Below are 15571 nucleotides of genomic sequence, written 5' to 3'. Positions count from 1 at the left end.
GTTCAGCTCTTCTTTGTCTTGCTCGCCGTTTTCGCTTTGGCGGTGCTTTTCTTCTTCAGCTTGGCATCGGCGGTGTCGTCAGCCTTTGCCTTGGCAGTTTTTGCCGGAGCCTTTTTGGCCTTGGCCGGTTTACTGCCGGATTTCCCTGCCTTTTCGACAATCAGTGCCAGCGCTTCTTCAACGGTCACGCTTTGCGGGTCCTTGCCCTTTGGCAGGGTGGCATTCACCTTGGCCCAATTGACATAAGGACCGTAACGGCCGTCGCGAACCGTGATCGGCCCACCATCGGGGTGATCGCCCAGTTCCTTCAGCGCTGCCGGCGTTCCACGCCCGCGGCCACCCTTGGACTGCTTTTCCGCCAGAACGATGACGGCGCGGTTGAGGCCGATGGTGAAGACGTCTTCAATGCTGTCCACATTGGCATAGGTGCCGTCATGGAGCACGAACGGTCCATAGCGGCCAAGACCGGCGGTGATCATCTTGCTGGTCTCCGGATGCGGTCCCACATCACGGGGCAATGCCAGAAGCTGAAGCGCCTTTTCGAAATCGATGTCTTCGGGCTTCCAGCCCTTGGGCAGCGATGAGCGCTTGGCTTCCTTGCCTTCGCCGCGCTGGACGTAAGGACCGAACCGGCCCGAACGCAATGTCACGTCCTCGTCGGTCTCCGGATCCTTGCCGAGCGCCTTGGGATCATTGCCAAGAGCCTCGGCTTCCGCACCACCTTCTGACGACAGCTGGCGGGTGAAATTGCATTCCGGATAGTTCGAGCAGCCGACAAACGCGCCGTATTTTCCAAGCTTCAGCGAAAGGTTTCCGGTGCCGCAAACCTGGCAGATGCGCGGGTCGGAGCCGTCCTCGCGCTTGGGGAAGACCAGCGGTGCCAGCGCTTCGTTTAGCGCGTCCAGTACATTGGTGACCCGCAATTCCTTGGTATCTTCGATCTGGGCGAAGAAATCCGTCCAGAAGTCGCGCAAAACCTGCTTCCAGTCGAGATCGCCAGCCGAAATCCTGTCGAGCTTTTCCTCGAGATCGGCGGTGAAATCATATTCGACATACTTGGTGAAGAAGTTTTCCAGGAACGCCGTCACCAGCCGACCCTTGGCCTGCGGGACAAGCCGGCGCTTGTCGACCGTCACATATTCCCGGTCGTTCAGTGTCTTCAGTGTCGCGGCATAGGTGGAAGGACGGCCGATGCCGAGCTCTTCCATCTTCTTGATCAGCGAGGCTTCCGAGTAGCGCGGCGGTGGCTCGGTGAAGTGCTGCGAGGCATTCACTTTCTGCTTGGCCAGGCTTTCCTGTGCGTTGATCTCCGGCAGACGACCATCTTCGTCGCTGTCGTCGGACTGTTCGCCATCTTCCTTCTGGTCGGTATAGGCAGCGATAAAGCCGTCGAAACGGATGACCGAGCCGACGGCACGAAGACCGGCCTGATCGCCACCCTTCGATGCCGTGATTTCAGCTGTCGTACGCTCGATCTCGGCGGATGCCATCTGGCTGGCAATGCCGCGCTTCCAGATCAGGTCGTAAAGGCGAAGCTGGTCGGAATCCAGATACGACTTCACCTGATCCGGTGTGCGTGTGAATTCGGTCGGCCGGATCGCCTCATGCGCTTCCTGGGCATTCTTCGCCTTGGTCGAATAGATCCGGGGTGCATCGGGAACATAGCGTGCGCCGAACTGATCGGCGACTGCCAAACGGGCCGCCTCGATCGCTTCAGGTGCCATCTGCACGCCATCGGTACGCATATAGGTGATCAGGCCGACCGTTTCGCCGCCGATATCGATACCTTCATAAAGGCGCTGCGCGACCTGCATGGTGCGCGACGCCGAGAAGCCGAGGCGGGAGGAGGCAGCCTGCTGCAATGTGGAGGTCGTAAACGGAGGGCCCGGATTGCGCTTGACCGGCTTTGCCTCGATGCTGGCAACCACGTAGCTTGCACCTTCAAGCAGATCCTTGATCCGGTTGGCCTGTTCGCCATTGGCAACAGAGTTCTTCTGCATCCGCTTGCCATCGGCAGAAACGAGGCGCGCCACGAATTCGTCGCCCCGCGGCGTTTTCAAAAGTGCAGAGATATTCCAGTATTCTTCCGGGATAAAACGCTCGATCTCGGTTTCACGGTCGCAGACCAGACGCAGCGCAACAGATTGCACGCGGCCGGCTGAGCGAGCGCCCGGCAACTTGCGCCACAGAACCGGAGACAGGTTGAACCCGACGAGATAGTCGAGCGCGCGGCGCGCCAGATAGGCGTCGACCAGCGGCGTATCGATATCGCGCGGATTGGCCATGGCATCGAGCACGGCTTTCTTGGTAATGGCGTTGAACACGACGCGCTTGACCGGCTTGTCGCCAAGAACCTTCTTCTTTTTCAACAGATCGAGCACATGCCAGGAAATCGCTTCACCTTCGCGATCCGGGTCGGTTGCGAGAAACAGTCCGTCCGAGGACTTCACTGCATCGGCAATGTCCTTCATGCGTTTCTGTGACGCGCTATCCACTTCCCAGGTCATTTCGAAATCCTGGTCGGGCAGCACCGAGCCGTCTTTTGCGGGCAGATCCCGCACATGTCCAAACGAGGCGAGAACCGTGTAGCCCGATCCGAGATATTTATTGATTGTCTTGGCTTTGGCTGGTGATTCTACAACGACTACATTCATGATGTCTCTCTGAACAAGCGATCGCGACGGCTTGTTTTTGCAGGCTTGTGCCCATTTTCGCGATTCTGGTCTTCCGAAATGGACAGGGATTCGATTTCGGTCAAGGGGCTAACGTGATTTTGTGGAAGATGCAACGTGATACAACTAAAAGGAGAGTTGTGGGTAATTGCAATTTTTGATAAATGAAGTATCGTTTTTACGCTCTTCCTTTTGATGGGGCCGAAAAGCTTTAGAAAATTATTGGCGGGATCGAATTGCGATGACGAATACCACCGACATTACGGTTGATGAGGCCGCGACGAGGCAGAACATCGCATATATCCGGCAGATGCTCGCCGAGCTGCGTCTGGTGGCGCAGAATGAAGGAGCCGACATGCTCTGTTATCTTATTGAGATGGCCTATGTCGAGGCCGGTGACCTGCAATCGGGCCGCAGGTCGGTTTCATTCCGTCATCGAAATTGACACAAGCCCACCCGGATGCCGGTGCAACCGACCGGCAATGTCGAGTTCCAGAAGCACCAGATAGACGGTCGCCGCTGCAATGCCTGTATGGCGAATGATGTCGTCAATATCGACCGGAGACGGCCCGAGCGCATCGACGATGATCGTCCGTTCCCGATCCCCCGGCGGCACATCGATGGGTTTCTCCTCATCCCATGACGGCTCCTCCACCTGTTGAGTGGTGAAAAACTCGGTCCCGGAAACAGGTTTGAGCGCTTCCAGCACGTCATCGGAGGAAGTGGTAACGATAGCCCCCTCTTTCAACAGGCCGTTGGTACCCTGGCATCGCGGGTCGAGGGGAGAGCCGGGCACTGCAAAGACAAGTCGGCCAAATTCGCCGGCCAGGCGCGCCGTGATCAAAGAGCCTGACCGGCTGGCTGCTTCCACGACAACGAGGCCAAGCGCGGTGCCGGCAATCAACCTGTTTCGTCTGGGAAAATCCCTGGCCCGGGCTTCCCACCCAAACGGCATCTCGCTGATCGCCAGACCGCGGCCTTCGCAGATCTCTGCATAGAGCGGCAGGTTCTCCGGCGGATATGGTTGATCCAGCCCACCTGCCATGGCGGCGATCGTGCCCGTCTCGAGGCTCGCTTGATGCGCGGCCGCATCGATACCGCGTGCAAGGCCTGACACGACAGCATATCCCGCCCGCCCGGTGTCGCGCGCAATCATTGCTGCAAATTTCGCTCCGCTGATCGAGGCATTTCTGGAGCCGACAATGCCGACCGCCGGCAGGCTCGTCAGCGACAGATTGCCTTTGACAGCAAGGAGAGGAGGGGCCGCCTCGATCTGGCGCAGTGCCGGCGGATAATCGGGTTCGCCGATCCCCAGAAAACGGGCGCCGTATCTGTGGGCAGTCTCCAGTTCGGCTTCCGCCTCGGCTTCACTCGCCACGCGGATGGCGCGCGTCGATCCGCCACGGCGGGACAGTTCAGGCAACATGGCAATGGCTGTCTCGGCGGTGCCGAAGTGATTGATGAGGTCGCGGAAGGTGGCCGGGCCGACATTGTCGCTGCGGATGAGGCGAAGCCAGGCAATCCTCTGCCGGTCCGTCAGCGCAATTCCTGTTCGTCTCGCGCCGACTGTCTCCATCCCGTCCTTATCCCTTTTGGCCTATCTTGCCTTCCGTCCCGGCGATCAGCCGTTCAATATTGGTCTTGTGCTTCCACCAGCTGATGACGGTCATCGCCGCAGTGACCAGTGCTGCATCATGCTGACCCAAAAACCACAATGCAACCGGAATTATCACCGTTGCAACCAGAGCGGATAGCGACGAGTAGCGGCTGATGAAGGCGACCGAGAGCCAGACGACGGCAAACACCAGAACCATGAGCGGAGCAACGCCCAGCAAGGTCCCGATATAGGTGGCCACGCCCTTGCCGCCCTTGAAGCCGAGCCAGACCGGAAAGAGATGTCCGATGAAGGCGGCAAAACCGCCCAGAAGGCCGGCAAGCGGGCTTGCATCGCTTCCAAACAGATATTGGGCAAGCAGTGCAGCAGCCGTGGCCTTCAATGCATCGAGGAGAAGGGTGCCGGCTGCAAGTTTCTTGTTTCCGGTTCGAAGCACATTGGTCGCGCCAATATTGCCGGACCCGATCTTGCGCACGTCACCCAGTCCGGCCATCCGCGTGAGGATCAGGCCGAAGGGAATGGACCCAAGCAGGTAGCCCAGAACCAGTGAGCCGATAAGGGCCGTGGTCGAAAGCGTGGAATAGTCGAGGCTAGGCATGGTCTCCTCCTTGATCCGGTATCAGATCGAATGCACGCATTGCCCGGCGACATAGGTGGCAACCGCCCGACCCGAAAACCGGGCGTCCTCAAAGGGCGTGTTCTTCGACCGCGACATCAGCGTATCTTTTTCCACGATCCATGGTTCGTCCAGATCGATCAGCGTGATATCGGCCTTTGCGCCCGGCTTCAGCGTGCCGGCCTCGAGACCGAAGATTGATGCAGGGCGCGTGGACATCGCATCGATCAGGCGATTGAGCGTAACCAGTCCGCTGTGATGCAGTCTCAAAGCCGCAGACAGCATGGTCTCCAGCCCGACCGCACCATCCGCAGCATCCGCAAAGGGCAGGCGCTTGGTGTCGACATCATGCGGGTCATGGGAGGAAACGATAATGTCGATTTCGCCCTTGGACAGCGCATCCACCATCGCCATGCGGTCATCTTCGGAGCGAAGCGGTGGCGACAGCTTGAAGAAGGTCCGGTATTCGCCAATGTCGTTCTCGTTGAGCGACAGATGGTTGATCGAGATAGCGGAGGTGACATTTGCGCCGCGATTGCGTGCGATGGTCACGGCCTCGGACGCTTCCGGCACCGATATCTTGGCCGCGTGATATTTGGCCTTGGTCAGTGCCGCGATCCTCAGGTCTCGCTCCAGCGGAATGATTTCGGCTTCCTTCGGAATGCCGGAAAGGCCGAGCCAGCTTGCAAACAGCCCTTCGTTCATGACACCGCCGGAGAGATACCTGTCACGCGGCTCAAGCGAGACCACCGCATCGAATTCGCGGGCATAGGTCATTGCCCTTCGCAGCACCAGCGTATCGGACAGCGTCTGGCGTCCATTGGTAAATGCCACGGCGCCTGCACGCTGGAGAAGACCGAATTCGGTCATTTCCTTGCCGTTCAGCCCACGTGTCAGGGCCGCTGCCGGGTAAACATTGACGACGGCGGTATCACGTGCGGTCTTGCGCACGAATTCCACCAGAGCAATGTCGTCGATCACCGGATCGGTTTCCGGCATCATGATGAAGGAGGTTACACCGCCGGCGGCAGCCGCGCGGCTTGCCGACGCAATGGTTTCGCGATGCTCGGCACCGGGTTCTCCGGCATAGACGCGCGCATCGACAAGACCAGGTGTCGCCACCAGGCCGGTGCAATCGCGCATCTCGGCACCCTCAGGCATTCCCTGGTTCGACGCATCGGCACCGGCAGCGATGATGCGGCCGTCTTCGCCGCAAATAATCGTGCCGACTTCATCCATGTTGCGGGACGGGTCGATGATGCGAGCATTTTTCAGGACCAGCGGCGCTCTCATGCGTTTACTCCTTCGCTGCGCGGTCCCTGGTTCTGCGACAGAAGAAGCGTTTCCATGACGGCCATGCGAACGGCAACGCCCATCTCTACCTGTTGCTCGATCACACTTTGCGGACCGTCGGCCACATCGGACGCAATTTCCACGCCCCGGTTCATCGGGCCCGGATGCATCACGAGGGCATCTTCCTTCGCGGCTTTCAGCTTTTCGGCGTCGAGGCCGTAGAAGTGGAAATATTCGCGGACCGACGGAACGAAGGAGCCGTCCATGCGCTCACGCTGCAGACGAAGCATCATCACCACGTCAGCACCTTTGAGGCCCTCTGCCATGGAGTTGTAGACCTCGACGCTCATGTCGCGGATGCCGGTCGGCAAAAGGGTAGAAGGTGCAACCACACGAACCCGCGCACCCATCTGATTGAGAAGGATGATGTTGGAGCGGGCCACACGCGAATGCAGCACGTCACCGCAGATCGCGACCGTTATGCCGGACAGGCGACCCTTTGCGCGCCGGATCGTCAAAGCGTCGAGAAGCGCCTGGGTCGGGTGTTCATGCTGTCCGTCGCCGGCATTCACCACCGAGCAGGCTACCTTCTGGGCCAGAAGTGCGGCAGCACCGGCAGACGAATGGCGCACCACAAGCACGTCTGGATGCATGGCATTCAGCGTCATCGCAGTGTCGATCAGCGTTTCGCCTTTTTTCACCGATGAGTTGCTGACCGACATATTCATGACATCGGCGCCAAGTCTCTTGCCGGCAAGCTCGAACGAGGACTGGGTCCGGGTTGAGGCTTCGAAAAACAGATTGATTTGGGTCAGTCCGCGCAGTGTGGACGTCTTCTTCTCGCGCTGGCGACTGATCTGTACTGCAGCGTCAGCCTTGTCGAGAAGAAAGGTAATGTCCTGTTCGCTAAGACCCTTGATGCCAATGAGATGGCGATGGGGAAAGAAGACCATAGGTGGCGTCCTCTGGAGAAAGTCACGCGGTCTATAAAGAGTGAAGGGCCGTCCGGCAAGCATATGCTATGTGGATACGCGGGTATTCCCATGTTAAATGCGGCGCATAACGCATAGAAGAAGTGCATGACAGAGATGAGCAAAGCCGAAGAAAAACTTGCCCTGGAGTTGAACCAGCCCAAGCCCTGGGCGGGAATCAATGCCTATCGTACCGACCCGCTTCTGCTCGATATCTCGGCAGGGCTGCCGCGCATCGTCAAAGATGAGCTCGAATCGATTGGTCGCTACGTGACCTCGCATGAGGCGCAGGAACTGGCGCGCATGGCCAACCAGAGCAGCCCGCAATTGCGCACCCACGGCCCGCGTGGCGAACGCCTGGATGTGGTTGAGTTTCATCCGGCCTGGCACGCGCTCATGCGCCGTTCCATGTCCGTTGGGCTGCATTCCTCCGTGTGGGAGAACAATAGTCCGGCCAAGGGACACGAACACAAGGCACGTGCGGTACGCTTTTTCCTGACCGCCCAGCTCGAATGCGGACATCTGTGCCCGCTCACCATGACCAGCGCGTCCGTCGCCGCCATGATGGGATCGCCGCGGGTTCAGCGCGAATGGGCGCCGAAAATCCTGTCCCGCAAATATGATTCGGCCAACAAGCCGCCCATGCAGAAATCGGCAATCACCATCGGCATGGGCATGACCGAAAAGCAGGGTGGCACCGATGTGCGTGCCAATACCAGCACCGCCGAAAGGGTCGGTGAGGGCATCTATCGTCTCGCCGGCCACAAATGGTTCATGTCGGCCCCCATGAGCGACGCCTTTGTCATGCTGGCGCAGACCAAGGAAGGTCTCGGCTGCTTCCTGACCCCGCGTCTGCTCGAAGACGGTTCGGCAAACGGTCTGCGTTTCCAGCGCCTCAAGGACAAGATCGGCAACCGTTCCAACGCGTCATCCGAGGTCGAGTTCGACGGTTCCATGGCGTATATGCTGGGCGAGCCGGGGCAGGGCGTTCGCACGATCCTCGAAATGGTCACCCTGACGCGGCTCGATTGCGCGCTGGCGTCTGCCGGCATCATGCGGGCATCGCTCGCCGAAGCCGTTCACCACGTGCGCGGGCGGCAGGTCTTCGGCAAGAACCTGATCGATCAGCCGATCATGACCCGCGTACTGGCGGATATGGCGCTGGATGTGGCGGCAGCCACGGCACTGTCGTTCCGTCTGGCCGACAGTTTCGATCATGCCAGCGAAAACCCGGCCGATGCCGCCTTTGCCCGCGTCATGACACCGGTGGTCAAATATTGGGTCTGCAAGATCGCGCCCGGCCTGATCTATGAGGCAATGGAATGCCTTGGCGGCTCGGGCTATATCGAGGAACGCCCGATTGCACGCCACTACCGCGAAGCGCCGGTCAATGCGATCTGGGAAGGCTCGGGCAATGTGATGGCGCTCGATGTCTTGCGTGTCCTGAACCGGGGCAGGGATCTCTTCGAAGTCATATTCGAAGGGCTGGAACGCGATCTGGGCCGCTCGGGCAAGAAAACCGTCGAAGTGCTTCGCGCCGCCATCGCGCTGTGTGAGCAGGATGAAGGTGCGGCCCGCCTGTTCGTCGAGCAACTGGCGCTCGCAGCCGCTGCCGCAGAACTCTATCGAGTCGGTGCCGGCAAGATTGCCGACTCGTTCCTGGAGACACGTCTGGCCGGCGGCTGGCGCCATACCTATGGTGTGCTCGATGGACGCTTTGACGCCCGCTATGTCGTCGACCTTCTTTACCCGCCAGCAACCTGACCGACGGCCCACAGGATTGCCGGGATGGTGAAGAAGGCCGCTGCCGTCTGCAGCGTGGCGATCGCCGCATAAAGCGGTGCGTCGCCACCCATCTGCTTTGCCAGCAGGTAGCCGTTCATGGCTGTCGGCACGCCTCCGGATAGCGCAAGCAGCAGAAGTGTCTCTCCTTGCACGCCCAGCAAGAGGCCGATCCCCGTCATGATCATCGGAAACACCAGGAGTTTGAGCACGACGCCGGCAATGGCTGCCGGATGCGGTTTGAGCGCATCCGATATCTTCAGACCGGCACCGACCATGATCAATCCCAGGCCAAGGGCCGAGCGGGACACCAGATCAACGGCAACCAGCACCGGATCATAGAGCTCGATACCCGTCAGATTGACCAACACACCAGCGCCAGCACCGAGGATGATCGGATTGGTCGCCATGCGCTTGAGGATGGCTGTCGGGTTGCGGGAGCCGCCGTTGAACCACACCAGCGTGCCGATATTGAAGACGTTGATCGGCAGAATATTGGCCGCCATGATGATGGCAACGACGGTCAGGCCATTGGCACCTGCCAGCTTTTCCGCAATCGCCAGCGCCATGAAGGCGTTCCACCGCGTTGCCGTCTGGAAGATTGTCGTGAAGCTGGACGGACTGACGCCCGAGCGCCGGAACAGCGGCCAGCTTGCCAGAACCAGCACGCTCATCAGGACGACCGAGGAAAACGTGACGGCTGTAACCGATCCGGTCGCCATCCGCGCGAAATCCGCCTGTGAAAGTGACATGAACAGCAGGGACGGAAACAGCACGTAGTATCCGAATTTCTCCAGACCGTCCCAGAACGGCTGCTCGAAAACCGGAGCCCGCTTGAGGCCTATGCCCAATAGCACCAGCAGGAAGATGGGGAGAATGGCTTCGAAAATGGCGAGCATAAGGAAAAAACCTGTTTGTATACGTCCCGATATCCGGCCTTGATCGGCAGTGCAATGGTGGCGGGGTCGGGCGACACGATTCAATCGCGCGGGCAAAACAGGGATGGCCCCGCCCAAAGACACCGCAATTCATAGTCTCGCGGCGATATCGCCTTATGGCTGCGGACAAATCCACAGGCCACGTTAACCATAACGAAGGGTTTACGTTGCGTGCCGGGCAAGCGCGGTCCAGAGTCTCCGTTAACGAAGTTTTAACCATCCGTGTTGGGACGGGAACCAGCGTGAAACAGACCGCGTTTCTGGTCGTCATGATGACGTTCTTCGCAAGTCTTGCGTTGGATATTTCCGTGCCTGCACTGGTGTTGAGCCTGATGGCGCTCTCCAACCATATCGTGCTGAACGGACCGCCCACGCGACGGTTCAGGGAGAAGACCGCATGAAGTGGTTTTTGATTTTATGGGCGACGCCGGTCCTTCTGCTCAGCAGTTGGTACGGACTTTCCTATTACGACATGAGCTTTGGCATTTTCATGCTCACGCGCCAGGCCCATGACCTCGTTTTCCAGATCTACGGTCAGGTACTCGGCATTCCGCCAGAGACCATTCCCCCACTGGTCGCGCGCGCCATCGTGTTCGACAGTCTATTGGTTTTCTCGATCATAGCATTTCGAAAGCGCCGCCAGATTGCTGCCTGGTGGCGAGCACGCCGTGGTCAGTCCGACGAGGCAATGCGTGCGGCAGTCAGCCCTGAGAGCCTGTCCAGCGCGCCCTGAAGAATGAAGCTCGCCGCTGCCGAATCGATGCGTTCGGCGCGCTTGGCCCGTGACACATCCATTTCCAGAAGTGCCCTTTCGGCGGCAACGGTCGAAAGCCGTTCATCCCAGAAGACGAAGGGGATGTCGGTCTTGTCTGACATCGCGCGGACGAATGCACGGGTCGCCTGAACGCGCGGACCCGACGAGCCATCCATGTTCATCGGCAGGCCGATGATGAAGGCTGCCACCTTTTCCTTGGCGGCAAAGGACAACAGCACCTCTGCATCCTTGGTAAACTTCACGCGCTTGATCACCGGGCGAGGGGAGGCAAAGCGCCGCCCCAGGTCGGACATAGCAAGCCCGATAGTCTTGGTGCCGAGGTCAAGCCCGGCCACGGCCTGTCTGGCTTCCAGAAATTCCGGCAATTCCTCGATCGTCAAGATGGCCATTGTCGGTCCTAGCGCTTGCGCACGAATTCGGTGCGCAGAACCAGGCCCTTGATCGCATCGTGGCGGCAATCGATTTCTTCGGGATTGTCGGTGAGGCGGATAGACTTGATGACGGTACCCTGTTTGAGGGTCTGGCCGGCGCCCTTGACCTTGAGATCCTTGATCAGTGTGACGGAATCGCCATCTGCGAGCACATTGCCAGCGGAATCGTATACAGCATTGGCAGCCGCAGCCTCAGCCGCGATTTCCGAAGCGGGACGCCATTCACCGCTCACTTCGTCATATACATAATCGTCATCGGCCATTTGCATTCTCCAGTTCATGGTCACGTTATCGAAGCTTGCTGTCGCTTACAGTACCGGTCGGATGCACGCAACCAAGGGCAGGTGGCATCATCCGCCCTGAAACAATCGAAGATTTTTGCCTCAAACCAGTATCGTCACCGACCATTCTTGCCGTCTTGCGAGGCTGACACATATAAGTTGGCGACAGACAACCATAGGAGAATCCCATGAAGATCACCTGGCTTGGCCACTCCGCCTTTCGCCTTGAAACCGGCAAGGCAACCATACTCGTCGACCCTTTCCTCACCCATAATGCCTCCTTTTCCGGTCAGGACATGAAAGACGTGACCAAGGGTGTGACCCACATCCTTTTGACCCACGGCCACGGCGATCATGTTGGCGATACCGTTGCAATTGCCAAGGATACCGGTGCCGTGGTGCTGGCCAATGCCGACCTTGCTGCCTGGCTCGGCGCAAAAGGTGTCGAAAAGCTGGAGATGGGCAATACGGGCGGCACAATCGCGTTTGACGGGTTTACCGCGACATTTACCGATGCCAAGCATTCCTCTGCTCAGATCACGGAAGATGGCGTGTCCCATGCACTCGGCAATGCCAACGGCCTGATGCTGCATTTCAATGACGAGCCCTCGCTTCTGCACATGGGCGACACCGACATCTTTTCCGACATGGCGCTGATCAACGAATTGCACCAGCCGGATATCGGTCTCGTGCCGATCGGTGACCGGTTCACCATGGGGGGAGCCGTTGCCGCACTGGCCTGCCAGCGCTTCTTCAATTTCAAGACGGCACTGCCTTGCCATTACGGCACTTTCCCGATCATCGACCAGACCCCGGACAAGTTTGTGGCCGGAATGGATGGCTCAAAGACCAAGGTGGAAACGCCAAAGCCCGGCGAGAGCATCACTCTCGGATAATTCCCCCGTTGCGAAGCGCGGACATGGCCTTTATAGCGAGGGAGAAATTCCAATCGGAGAATAGCCATGTCCGTTGACCTAGCCACCGTCAAGCGCGTCGCGCATCTTGCCCGCATCGCTCTCAGCGATGATGAAGCCAGCAAGATGATGGGCGAGTTGAATGGTATTTTGGGCTTTGTCGAACAATTGTCCGAAGTCGACGTCGAGGGCGTCGAGCCCATGACCTCCGTCACCCCGATGGAGATGCGCAAGCGCATTGATGCCGTGACCGATGGCAACAAGGCCGAGGATATCGTTGCCAACGCGCCGGAAACAGACCGCAATTTCTTCCTCGTGCCGAAGGTTATCGAATAGCGGCATCCGCCCTCATTCGAGCCGTCACGATCCCGCGCGTCTTCCGCGCCGAGCCCTTTTCTAAAGTGAAGCGACACCATGAGCGAACTGACCAGCCTGACCATTGCCGAAGCCCGCACGAAACTCGCCGCCAGGGAGATCACGGCCGTCGAACTGACCGAGGCCTATGTGAAGGCAATCGACGGAGCCAATGATCATATCAATGCCTATGTCTCGGTCACCCAGGACAAGGCATTGGAGATGGCCAAGGCTTCCGACGAGCGCATTGCTGCTGGAAAGGCCGGCGCGCTGGAAGGCATCCCGCTCGGTATCAAGGACCTGTTCGCAACACAGGATGTTCACACGCAGGCCTGCTCGAACATCCTGAACCGCTTCAAGCCAAAATATGAATCCACCGTCACGCAGAATCTGTGGGACGATGGTGCCGTCATGCTGGGCAAGCTCAACATGGACGAATTCGCCATGGGCTCATCCAACGAGACCTCTTTTTATGGTCCGGTGACGAACCCCTGGAAGGCGAAGGATTCGAATGAGAAGCTGGTTCCCGGCGGATCCTCCGGTGGATCGGCCGCAGCCGTTGCCGCTCATCTTTGCGCAGGCGCCACAGCCACCGATACCGGTGGATCGATCCGCCAGCCGGCAGCCCTGACCGGCACCGTCGGCATCAAGCCGACCTATGGTCGCTGCTCACGCTGGGGCACGGTTGCCTTTGCCTCATCGCTGGATCAGGCAGGCCCGATTGCCCGCGATGTGCGCGATGCCGCCATCCTTTTGAAGTCGATGGCAAGCGTCGACCCGAAGGATACCACATCCGTCGACCTGCCCGTGCCGGACTACGAGGCAGCCCTTGGCCAGTCGCTGAAGGGCATGAAGATCGGTATCCCCAAGGAATACCGCATTGACGGCATGTCGGATGAAACCGACAAGCTCTGGGCCCAGGGCATGGACTGGCTGAAGGATGCCGGTGCCGAGATCGTCGATATCTCGCTGCCGCATACAAAATACGCGCTGCCCGCCTATTATATCGTGGCACCTGCCGAGGCTTCCTCCAACCTTGCCCGTTATGACGGCGTTCGCTACGGCCTGCGCGCGGATGGCGGCAAGGACATCGCCGACATGTACGAAAAGACCCGCGCCGAGGGCTTTGGCAAGGAGGTCCAGCGTCGCATCATGATCGGCACCTATGTGCTGTCCGCCGGTTATTACGATGCCTATTACCTGCAGGCCCAGAAGGTCCGCACGCTGATCAAGCGCGATTTCGAGCAGGCCTTTGCCGCAGGTGTCGATACCATCCTGACACCGGCAACGCCGGGATCGGCTTTCGCCATCGGCGACAAGGAGCTCGCCTCCGATCCGGTCAAGATGTACATGCAGGACGTATTTACCGTCACGGTCAACATGGCCGGCCTGCCGGGTATCTCGGTTCCAGCCGGTCTCGACGGCCGCGGCCTGCCACTTGGCCTTCAGCTTATCGGCAAGCCGTTCGAGGAAGAAACGCTGTTCAAGACCGCCTATGTTGTCGAACAGGCTGCCGGCAAGTTCACGCCGGCGAAGTGGTGGTAACCGGATAGAGATTGTTGTGAAGTGTAGAAAGCCGCCCGGTAAAAGTCGGGCGGCTTTTTTCATGTCGTCTATTGTCCAGCTGAGACCGCACCAGTTCCAGCCTCCGCTTAGTGACGCGGTAGGGGCTACCGCCGGAAGACGCTCTGGCGCATTTGGTCTTCAGTTTCCGGAAGAGCCGCGTCGTGATGTCGGGGAAAGGCCAGCCTTCGCGCGTGATTTCGAGGGAGGCACGGGCCGGGCGTGTTTCTTTCGCGGGGCCGGCCTCTACCGGGTCTCGGACGAGTTGGACATGAACACTCCAGACTTGCCAAGCGTATAGGATGACGGTTGGTCCGGTTTGGCAACCCTTCAGTGTTGCGGGGGCGGCACCATCGATTTCCGCGCTTCGACGCTCGGCGGAACGGTGTCGCCAGGCCGTTCCCGCAACTCCTGTTCTGCGCGTCTGCGGGCTTCCGCCATATCCTCGGCAACACCGTCCAGTCGTTCGGTCCTGAAAATGTCCTTGTTGAGTATTCCGATGCTGTACATGCGCGAAATATGCTCTCCCAGCTTGTCGAGCGCGCCGGTCCAACCCCAGCTGTGGTCGGTGCAGTCGTCGGACGTCAGGAACTCGGCCTGCCGGAAATGCATCAGCGTGGCGTCGCCAAGGTCCTCGAAAGCAATGGAAACCAGTGTCTCGTAGCGGTGCCAGTCCATGCTGTAGGAGAAGGCAAGCCTTTCCGGTGCGACGATCTCCCTGTAGATGCCCCAGGTCCATGTGGGTGGGGAGCCATCTGCACCGGCAATTGCGAAGCGCCATCGCCCGCCAACCCGGAAATCCTGCTCGCAGTGGTCGAGGAAGTGGCCGCGCGGTCCCCACCACCGAATGATTTGCCGCGGCATTGTCCACAAACCAAAGACGACGTCGCGAGGCGCTTCGAAGCGCCGCTCGATTTCGAGAACTTTTCCTGGTGTACGTGCATCATTCACTGGCTGTCCTCCTTGTTGCGGACAATGGTCGCAAGATATTCATCCATGCGGTCGAAGCTTTCGTCCCAGAAGCCCCTCATCCGCACGGTCCAGTCGGCGACCTCTTTCAATCGCTCTGGCGCCAGCTGGCAGGGGCGGGTCTGCGCAGCGCGGCCGCGGGTTATAAGGCCGGCCTGTTCGAGCACCTTGAGATGCCGCGATATGGCGGGCGGGCTGATATCGAAGGGCTCCATCAGCTCCTGCACGGTCGCCGCGCCATGCGAGAGCCGCTCGAGCATGGCGAGGCGGGTCGGGTCTCCGAGTGCAGCGAAAACCTGCGGAAGGTGCGTGTTCATTTGTTAGCTTTTTTGTTAATTAACATTTTTGTTAATTAACTCATCGCAGGATACCTGTCAATGAGCGCGCAGATGACAGC

General features: G+C 59.2%; 17 protein-coding genes and 1 pseudogene. 7 read left to right on the top strand and 11 right to left on the bottom strand.

Translation table 11 applies throughout. The features are described from left to right. Positions 1–2: 2 nt before the first annotated feature. The gene (gene topA / locus ACWPM9_RS12935) at positions 3–2654 is read right to left on the bottom strand and encodes a type I DNA topoisomerase (protein ID WP_484755395.1); all 2652 of its coding nucleotides are present in this window, start codon (positions 2652–2654) and stop codon (positions 3–5) included. A 259-nt stretch (positions 2655–2913) separates the two neighbouring features. On the opposite strand from topA, the gene ACWPM9_RS12930 reads away from it, so the two are divergent. Then, a complete protein-coding gene (locus tag ACWPM9_RS12930) occupies positions 2914–3117 on the top strand; it encodes a hypothetical protein (RefSeq protein ID WP_484755394.1) in 204 nt (67 codons plus the stop codon). Here the strand turns inward: ACWPM9_RS12930 and dprA are convergent. The 4 genes from dprA to ACWPM9_RS12910 are packed head-to-tail and all read right to left on the bottom strand — an operon-like array spanning position 3097 to position 7149. Continuing rightward, the gene (dprA, locus tag ACWPM9_RS12925; RefSeq protein WP_484755393.1) at positions 3097–4248 is read right to left on the bottom strand and encodes a DNA-processing protein DprA; all 1152 of its coding nucleotides are present in this window, start codon (positions 4246–4248) and stop codon (positions 3097–3099) included. The two genes, ACWPM9_RS12930 and dprA, sit on opposite strands and share 21 nt — an antisense overlap. Before the next feature lie 7 nt (positions 4249–4255). Then, positions 4256–4885, bottom strand: a complete 630-nt coding sequence (gene plsY, locus ACWPM9_RS12920) for a glycerol-3-phosphate 1-O-acyltransferase PlsY (RefSeq protein WP_428185014.1) — start codon at positions 4883–4885, stop codon at positions 4256–4258. 21 nt (positions 4886–4906) lie between these two features. Further along, positions 4907–6196 carry a dihydroorotase gene (locus tag ACWPM9_RS12915; protein WP_484755392.1) on the bottom strand — a complete coding sequence of 430 codons (1290 nt, stop codon included), beginning with the start codon at positions 6194–6196 and terminating at the stop codon, positions 4907–4909. Beyond that, a complete protein-coding gene (locus ACWPM9_RS12910; RefSeq protein ID WP_428185012.1) occupies positions 6193–7149 on the bottom strand; it encodes an aspartate carbamoyltransferase catalytic subunit in 957 nt (318 codons plus the stop codon). The genes ACWPM9_RS12915 and ACWPM9_RS12910 overlap by 4 nt, the downstream gene beginning before the upstream one ends. A 126-nt stretch (positions 7150–7275) precedes the next feature. On the opposite strand from ACWPM9_RS12910, the gene ACWPM9_RS12905 reads away from it, so the two are divergent. Further along, complete coding sequence (locus ACWPM9_RS12905) at positions 7276–8931, top strand: acyl-CoA dehydrogenase family protein (protein ID WP_428185011.1); 1656 nt, start codon at positions 7276–7278, stop codon at positions 8929–8931. Here the strand turns inward: ACWPM9_RS12905 and ACWPM9_RS12900 are convergent. Next, the gene (locus ACWPM9_RS12900; protein ID WP_484755391.1) at positions 8913–9848 is read right to left on the bottom strand and encodes an AEC family transporter; all 936 of its coding nucleotides are present in this window, start codon (positions 9846–9848) and stop codon (positions 8913–8915) included. The genes ACWPM9_RS12905 and ACWPM9_RS12900 overlap by 19 nt on opposite strands. Positions 9849–10129: 281 nt before the next feature. On the opposite strand from ACWPM9_RS12900, the gene ACWPM9_RS12895 reads away from it, so the two are divergent. Further along, on the top strand, positions 10130–10288 hold the full coding sequence (locus ACWPM9_RS12895) for a hypothetical protein (protein WP_428185009.1): 159 nt from the start codon (positions 10130–10132) through the stop codon (positions 10286–10288). Then, on the top strand, positions 10285–10620 hold the full coding sequence (locus ACWPM9_RS12890; protein ID WP_428185008.1) for a DUF6105 family protein: 336 nt from the start codon (positions 10285–10287) through the stop codon (positions 10618–10620). The genes ACWPM9_RS12895 and ACWPM9_RS12890 overlap by 4 nt, the downstream gene beginning before the upstream one ends. Here the strand turns inward: ACWPM9_RS12890 and ruvX are convergent. Beyond that, a complete protein-coding gene (ruvX, locus tag ACWPM9_RS12885) occupies positions 10560–11051 on the bottom strand; it encodes a Holliday junction resolvase RuvX (protein ID WP_428185007.1) in 492 nt (163 codons plus the stop codon). The two genes, ACWPM9_RS12890 and ruvX, sit on opposite strands and share 61 nt — an antisense overlap. An 8-nt stretch (positions 11052–11059) precedes the next feature. Then, positions 11060–11362: an alkylphosphonate utilization protein gene (locus ACWPM9_RS12880; protein WP_428186449.1), complete on the bottom strand. Its 303-nt coding sequence runs from the start codon at positions 11360–11362 to the stop codon at positions 11060–11062. A 200-nt stretch (positions 11363–11562) separates the two neighbouring features. Here ACWPM9_RS12880 and ACWPM9_RS12875 point away from each other — a divergent pair, with 200 nt between their 5' ends. From ACWPM9_RS12875 to gatA, 3 genes are all read left to right on the top strand, one after another. Beyond that, positions 11563–12270 carry a metal-dependent hydrolase gene (locus ACWPM9_RS12875; RefSeq protein WP_428185006.1) on the top strand — a complete coding sequence of 236 codons (708 nt, stop codon included), beginning with the start codon at positions 11563–11565 and terminating at the stop codon, positions 12268–12270. A 66-nt stretch (positions 12271–12336) separates the two neighbouring features. Further along, positions 12337–12624 carry an Asp-tRNA(Asn)/Glu-tRNA(Gln) amidotransferase subunit GatC gene (gatC, locus tag ACWPM9_RS12870; RefSeq protein WP_428185005.1) on the top strand — a complete coding sequence of 96 codons (288 nt, stop codon included), beginning with the start codon at positions 12337–12339 and terminating at the stop codon, positions 12622–12624. A 78-nt stretch (positions 12625–12702) separates the two neighbouring features. Then, positions 12703–14187, top strand: coding sequence for an Asp-tRNA(Asn)/Glu-tRNA(Gln) amidotransferase subunit GatA (gene gatA, locus ACWPM9_RS12865; protein ID WP_484755390.1), 1485 nt, complete (start codon positions 12703–12705; stop codon positions 14185–14187). A 67-nt stretch (positions 14188–14254) separates the two neighbouring features. Here gatA and ACWPM9_RS12860 read toward each other — a convergent pair. From ACWPM9_RS12860 to ACWPM9_RS12850, 3 genes and pseudogenes are all read right to left on the bottom strand, one after another. Beyond that, positions 14255–14509, bottom strand: a pseudogene (locus ACWPM9_RS12860) (YjhX family toxin); the annotation flags it as partial. A gap of 26 nt (positions 14510–14535) precedes the next feature. After that, positions 14536–15156 carry an SRPBCC family protein gene (locus ACWPM9_RS12855; RefSeq protein ID WP_484755389.1) on the bottom strand — a complete coding sequence of 207 codons (621 nt, stop codon included), beginning with the start codon at positions 15154–15156 and terminating at the stop codon, positions 14536–14538. Continuing rightward, entirely contained in the window at positions 15153–15491 is a 339-nt protein-coding gene (locus ACWPM9_RS12850) for an ArsR/SmtB family transcription factor (protein ID WP_484755388.1), read from the bottom strand. Before ACWPM9_RS12850 ends, ACWPM9_RS12855 begins: the two co-directional genes overlap by 4 nt. Positions 15492–15571 lie beyond the last annotated feature (80 nt).

The sequence above is a fragment of the Agrobacterium sp. H141 genome, assembly GCF_057158725.1.
This window is presented reverse-complemented; position numbering and strand designations above follow the sequence as displayed.

Coding starts and splice junctions, on each gene's coding strand:
- topA (WP_484755395.1), bottom strand. CDS start 2,654: ATGAATGTAGTCGTTGTAGAATCACCAGCCAAAGCCAAGACAATCAAT.
- ACWPM9_RS12930 (WP_484755394.1), top strand. CDS start 2,914: ATGACGAATACCACCGACATTACGGTTGATGAGGCCGCGACGAGGCAG.
- dprA (WP_484755393.1), bottom strand. CDS start 4,248: ATGGAGACAGTCGGCGCGAGACGAACAGGAATTGCGCTGACGGACCGG.
- plsY (WP_428185014.1), bottom strand. CDS start 4,885: ATGCCTAGCCTCGACTATTCCACGCTTTCGACCACGGCCCTTATCGGC.
- ACWPM9_RS12915 (WP_484755392.1), bottom strand. CDS start 6,196: ATGAGAGCGCCGCTGGTCCTGAAAAATGCTCGCATCATCGACCCGTCC.
- ACWPM9_RS12910 (WP_428185012.1), bottom strand. CDS start 7,149: ATGGTCTTCTTTCCCCATCGCCATCTCATTGGCATCAAGGGTCTTAGC.
- ACWPM9_RS12905 (WP_428185011.1), top strand. CDS start 7,276: ATGACAGAGATGAGCAAAGCCGAAGAAAAACTTGCCCTGGAGTTGAAC.
- ACWPM9_RS12900 (WP_484755391.1), bottom strand. CDS start 9,848: ATGCTCGCCATTTTCGAAGCCATTCTCCCCATCTTCCTGCTGGTGCTA.
- ACWPM9_RS12890 (WP_428185008.1), top strand. CDS start 10,285: ATGAAGTGGTTTTTGATTTTATGGGCGACGCCGGTCCTTCTGCTCAGC.
- ruvX (WP_428185007.1), bottom strand. CDS start 11,051: ATGGCCATCTTGACGATCGAGGAATTGCCGGAATTTCTGGAAGCCAGA.
- ACWPM9_RS12880 (WP_428186449.1), bottom strand. CDS start 11,362: ATGCAAATGGCCGATGACGATTATGTATATGACGAAGTGAGCGGTGAA.
- ACWPM9_RS12875 (WP_428185006.1), top strand. CDS start 11,563: ATGAAGATCACCTGGCTTGGCCACTCCGCCTTTCGCCTTGAAACCGGC.
- gatC (WP_428185005.1), top strand. CDS start 12,337: ATGTCCGTTGACCTAGCCACCGTCAAGCGCGTCGCGCATCTTGCCCGC.
- gatA (WP_484755390.1), top strand. CDS start 12,703: ATGAGCGAACTGACCAGCCTGACCATTGCCGAAGCCCGCACGAAACTC.
- ACWPM9_RS12850 (WP_484755388.1), bottom strand. CDS start 15,491: ATGAACACGCACCTTCCGCAGGTTTTCGCTGCACTCGGAGACCCGACC.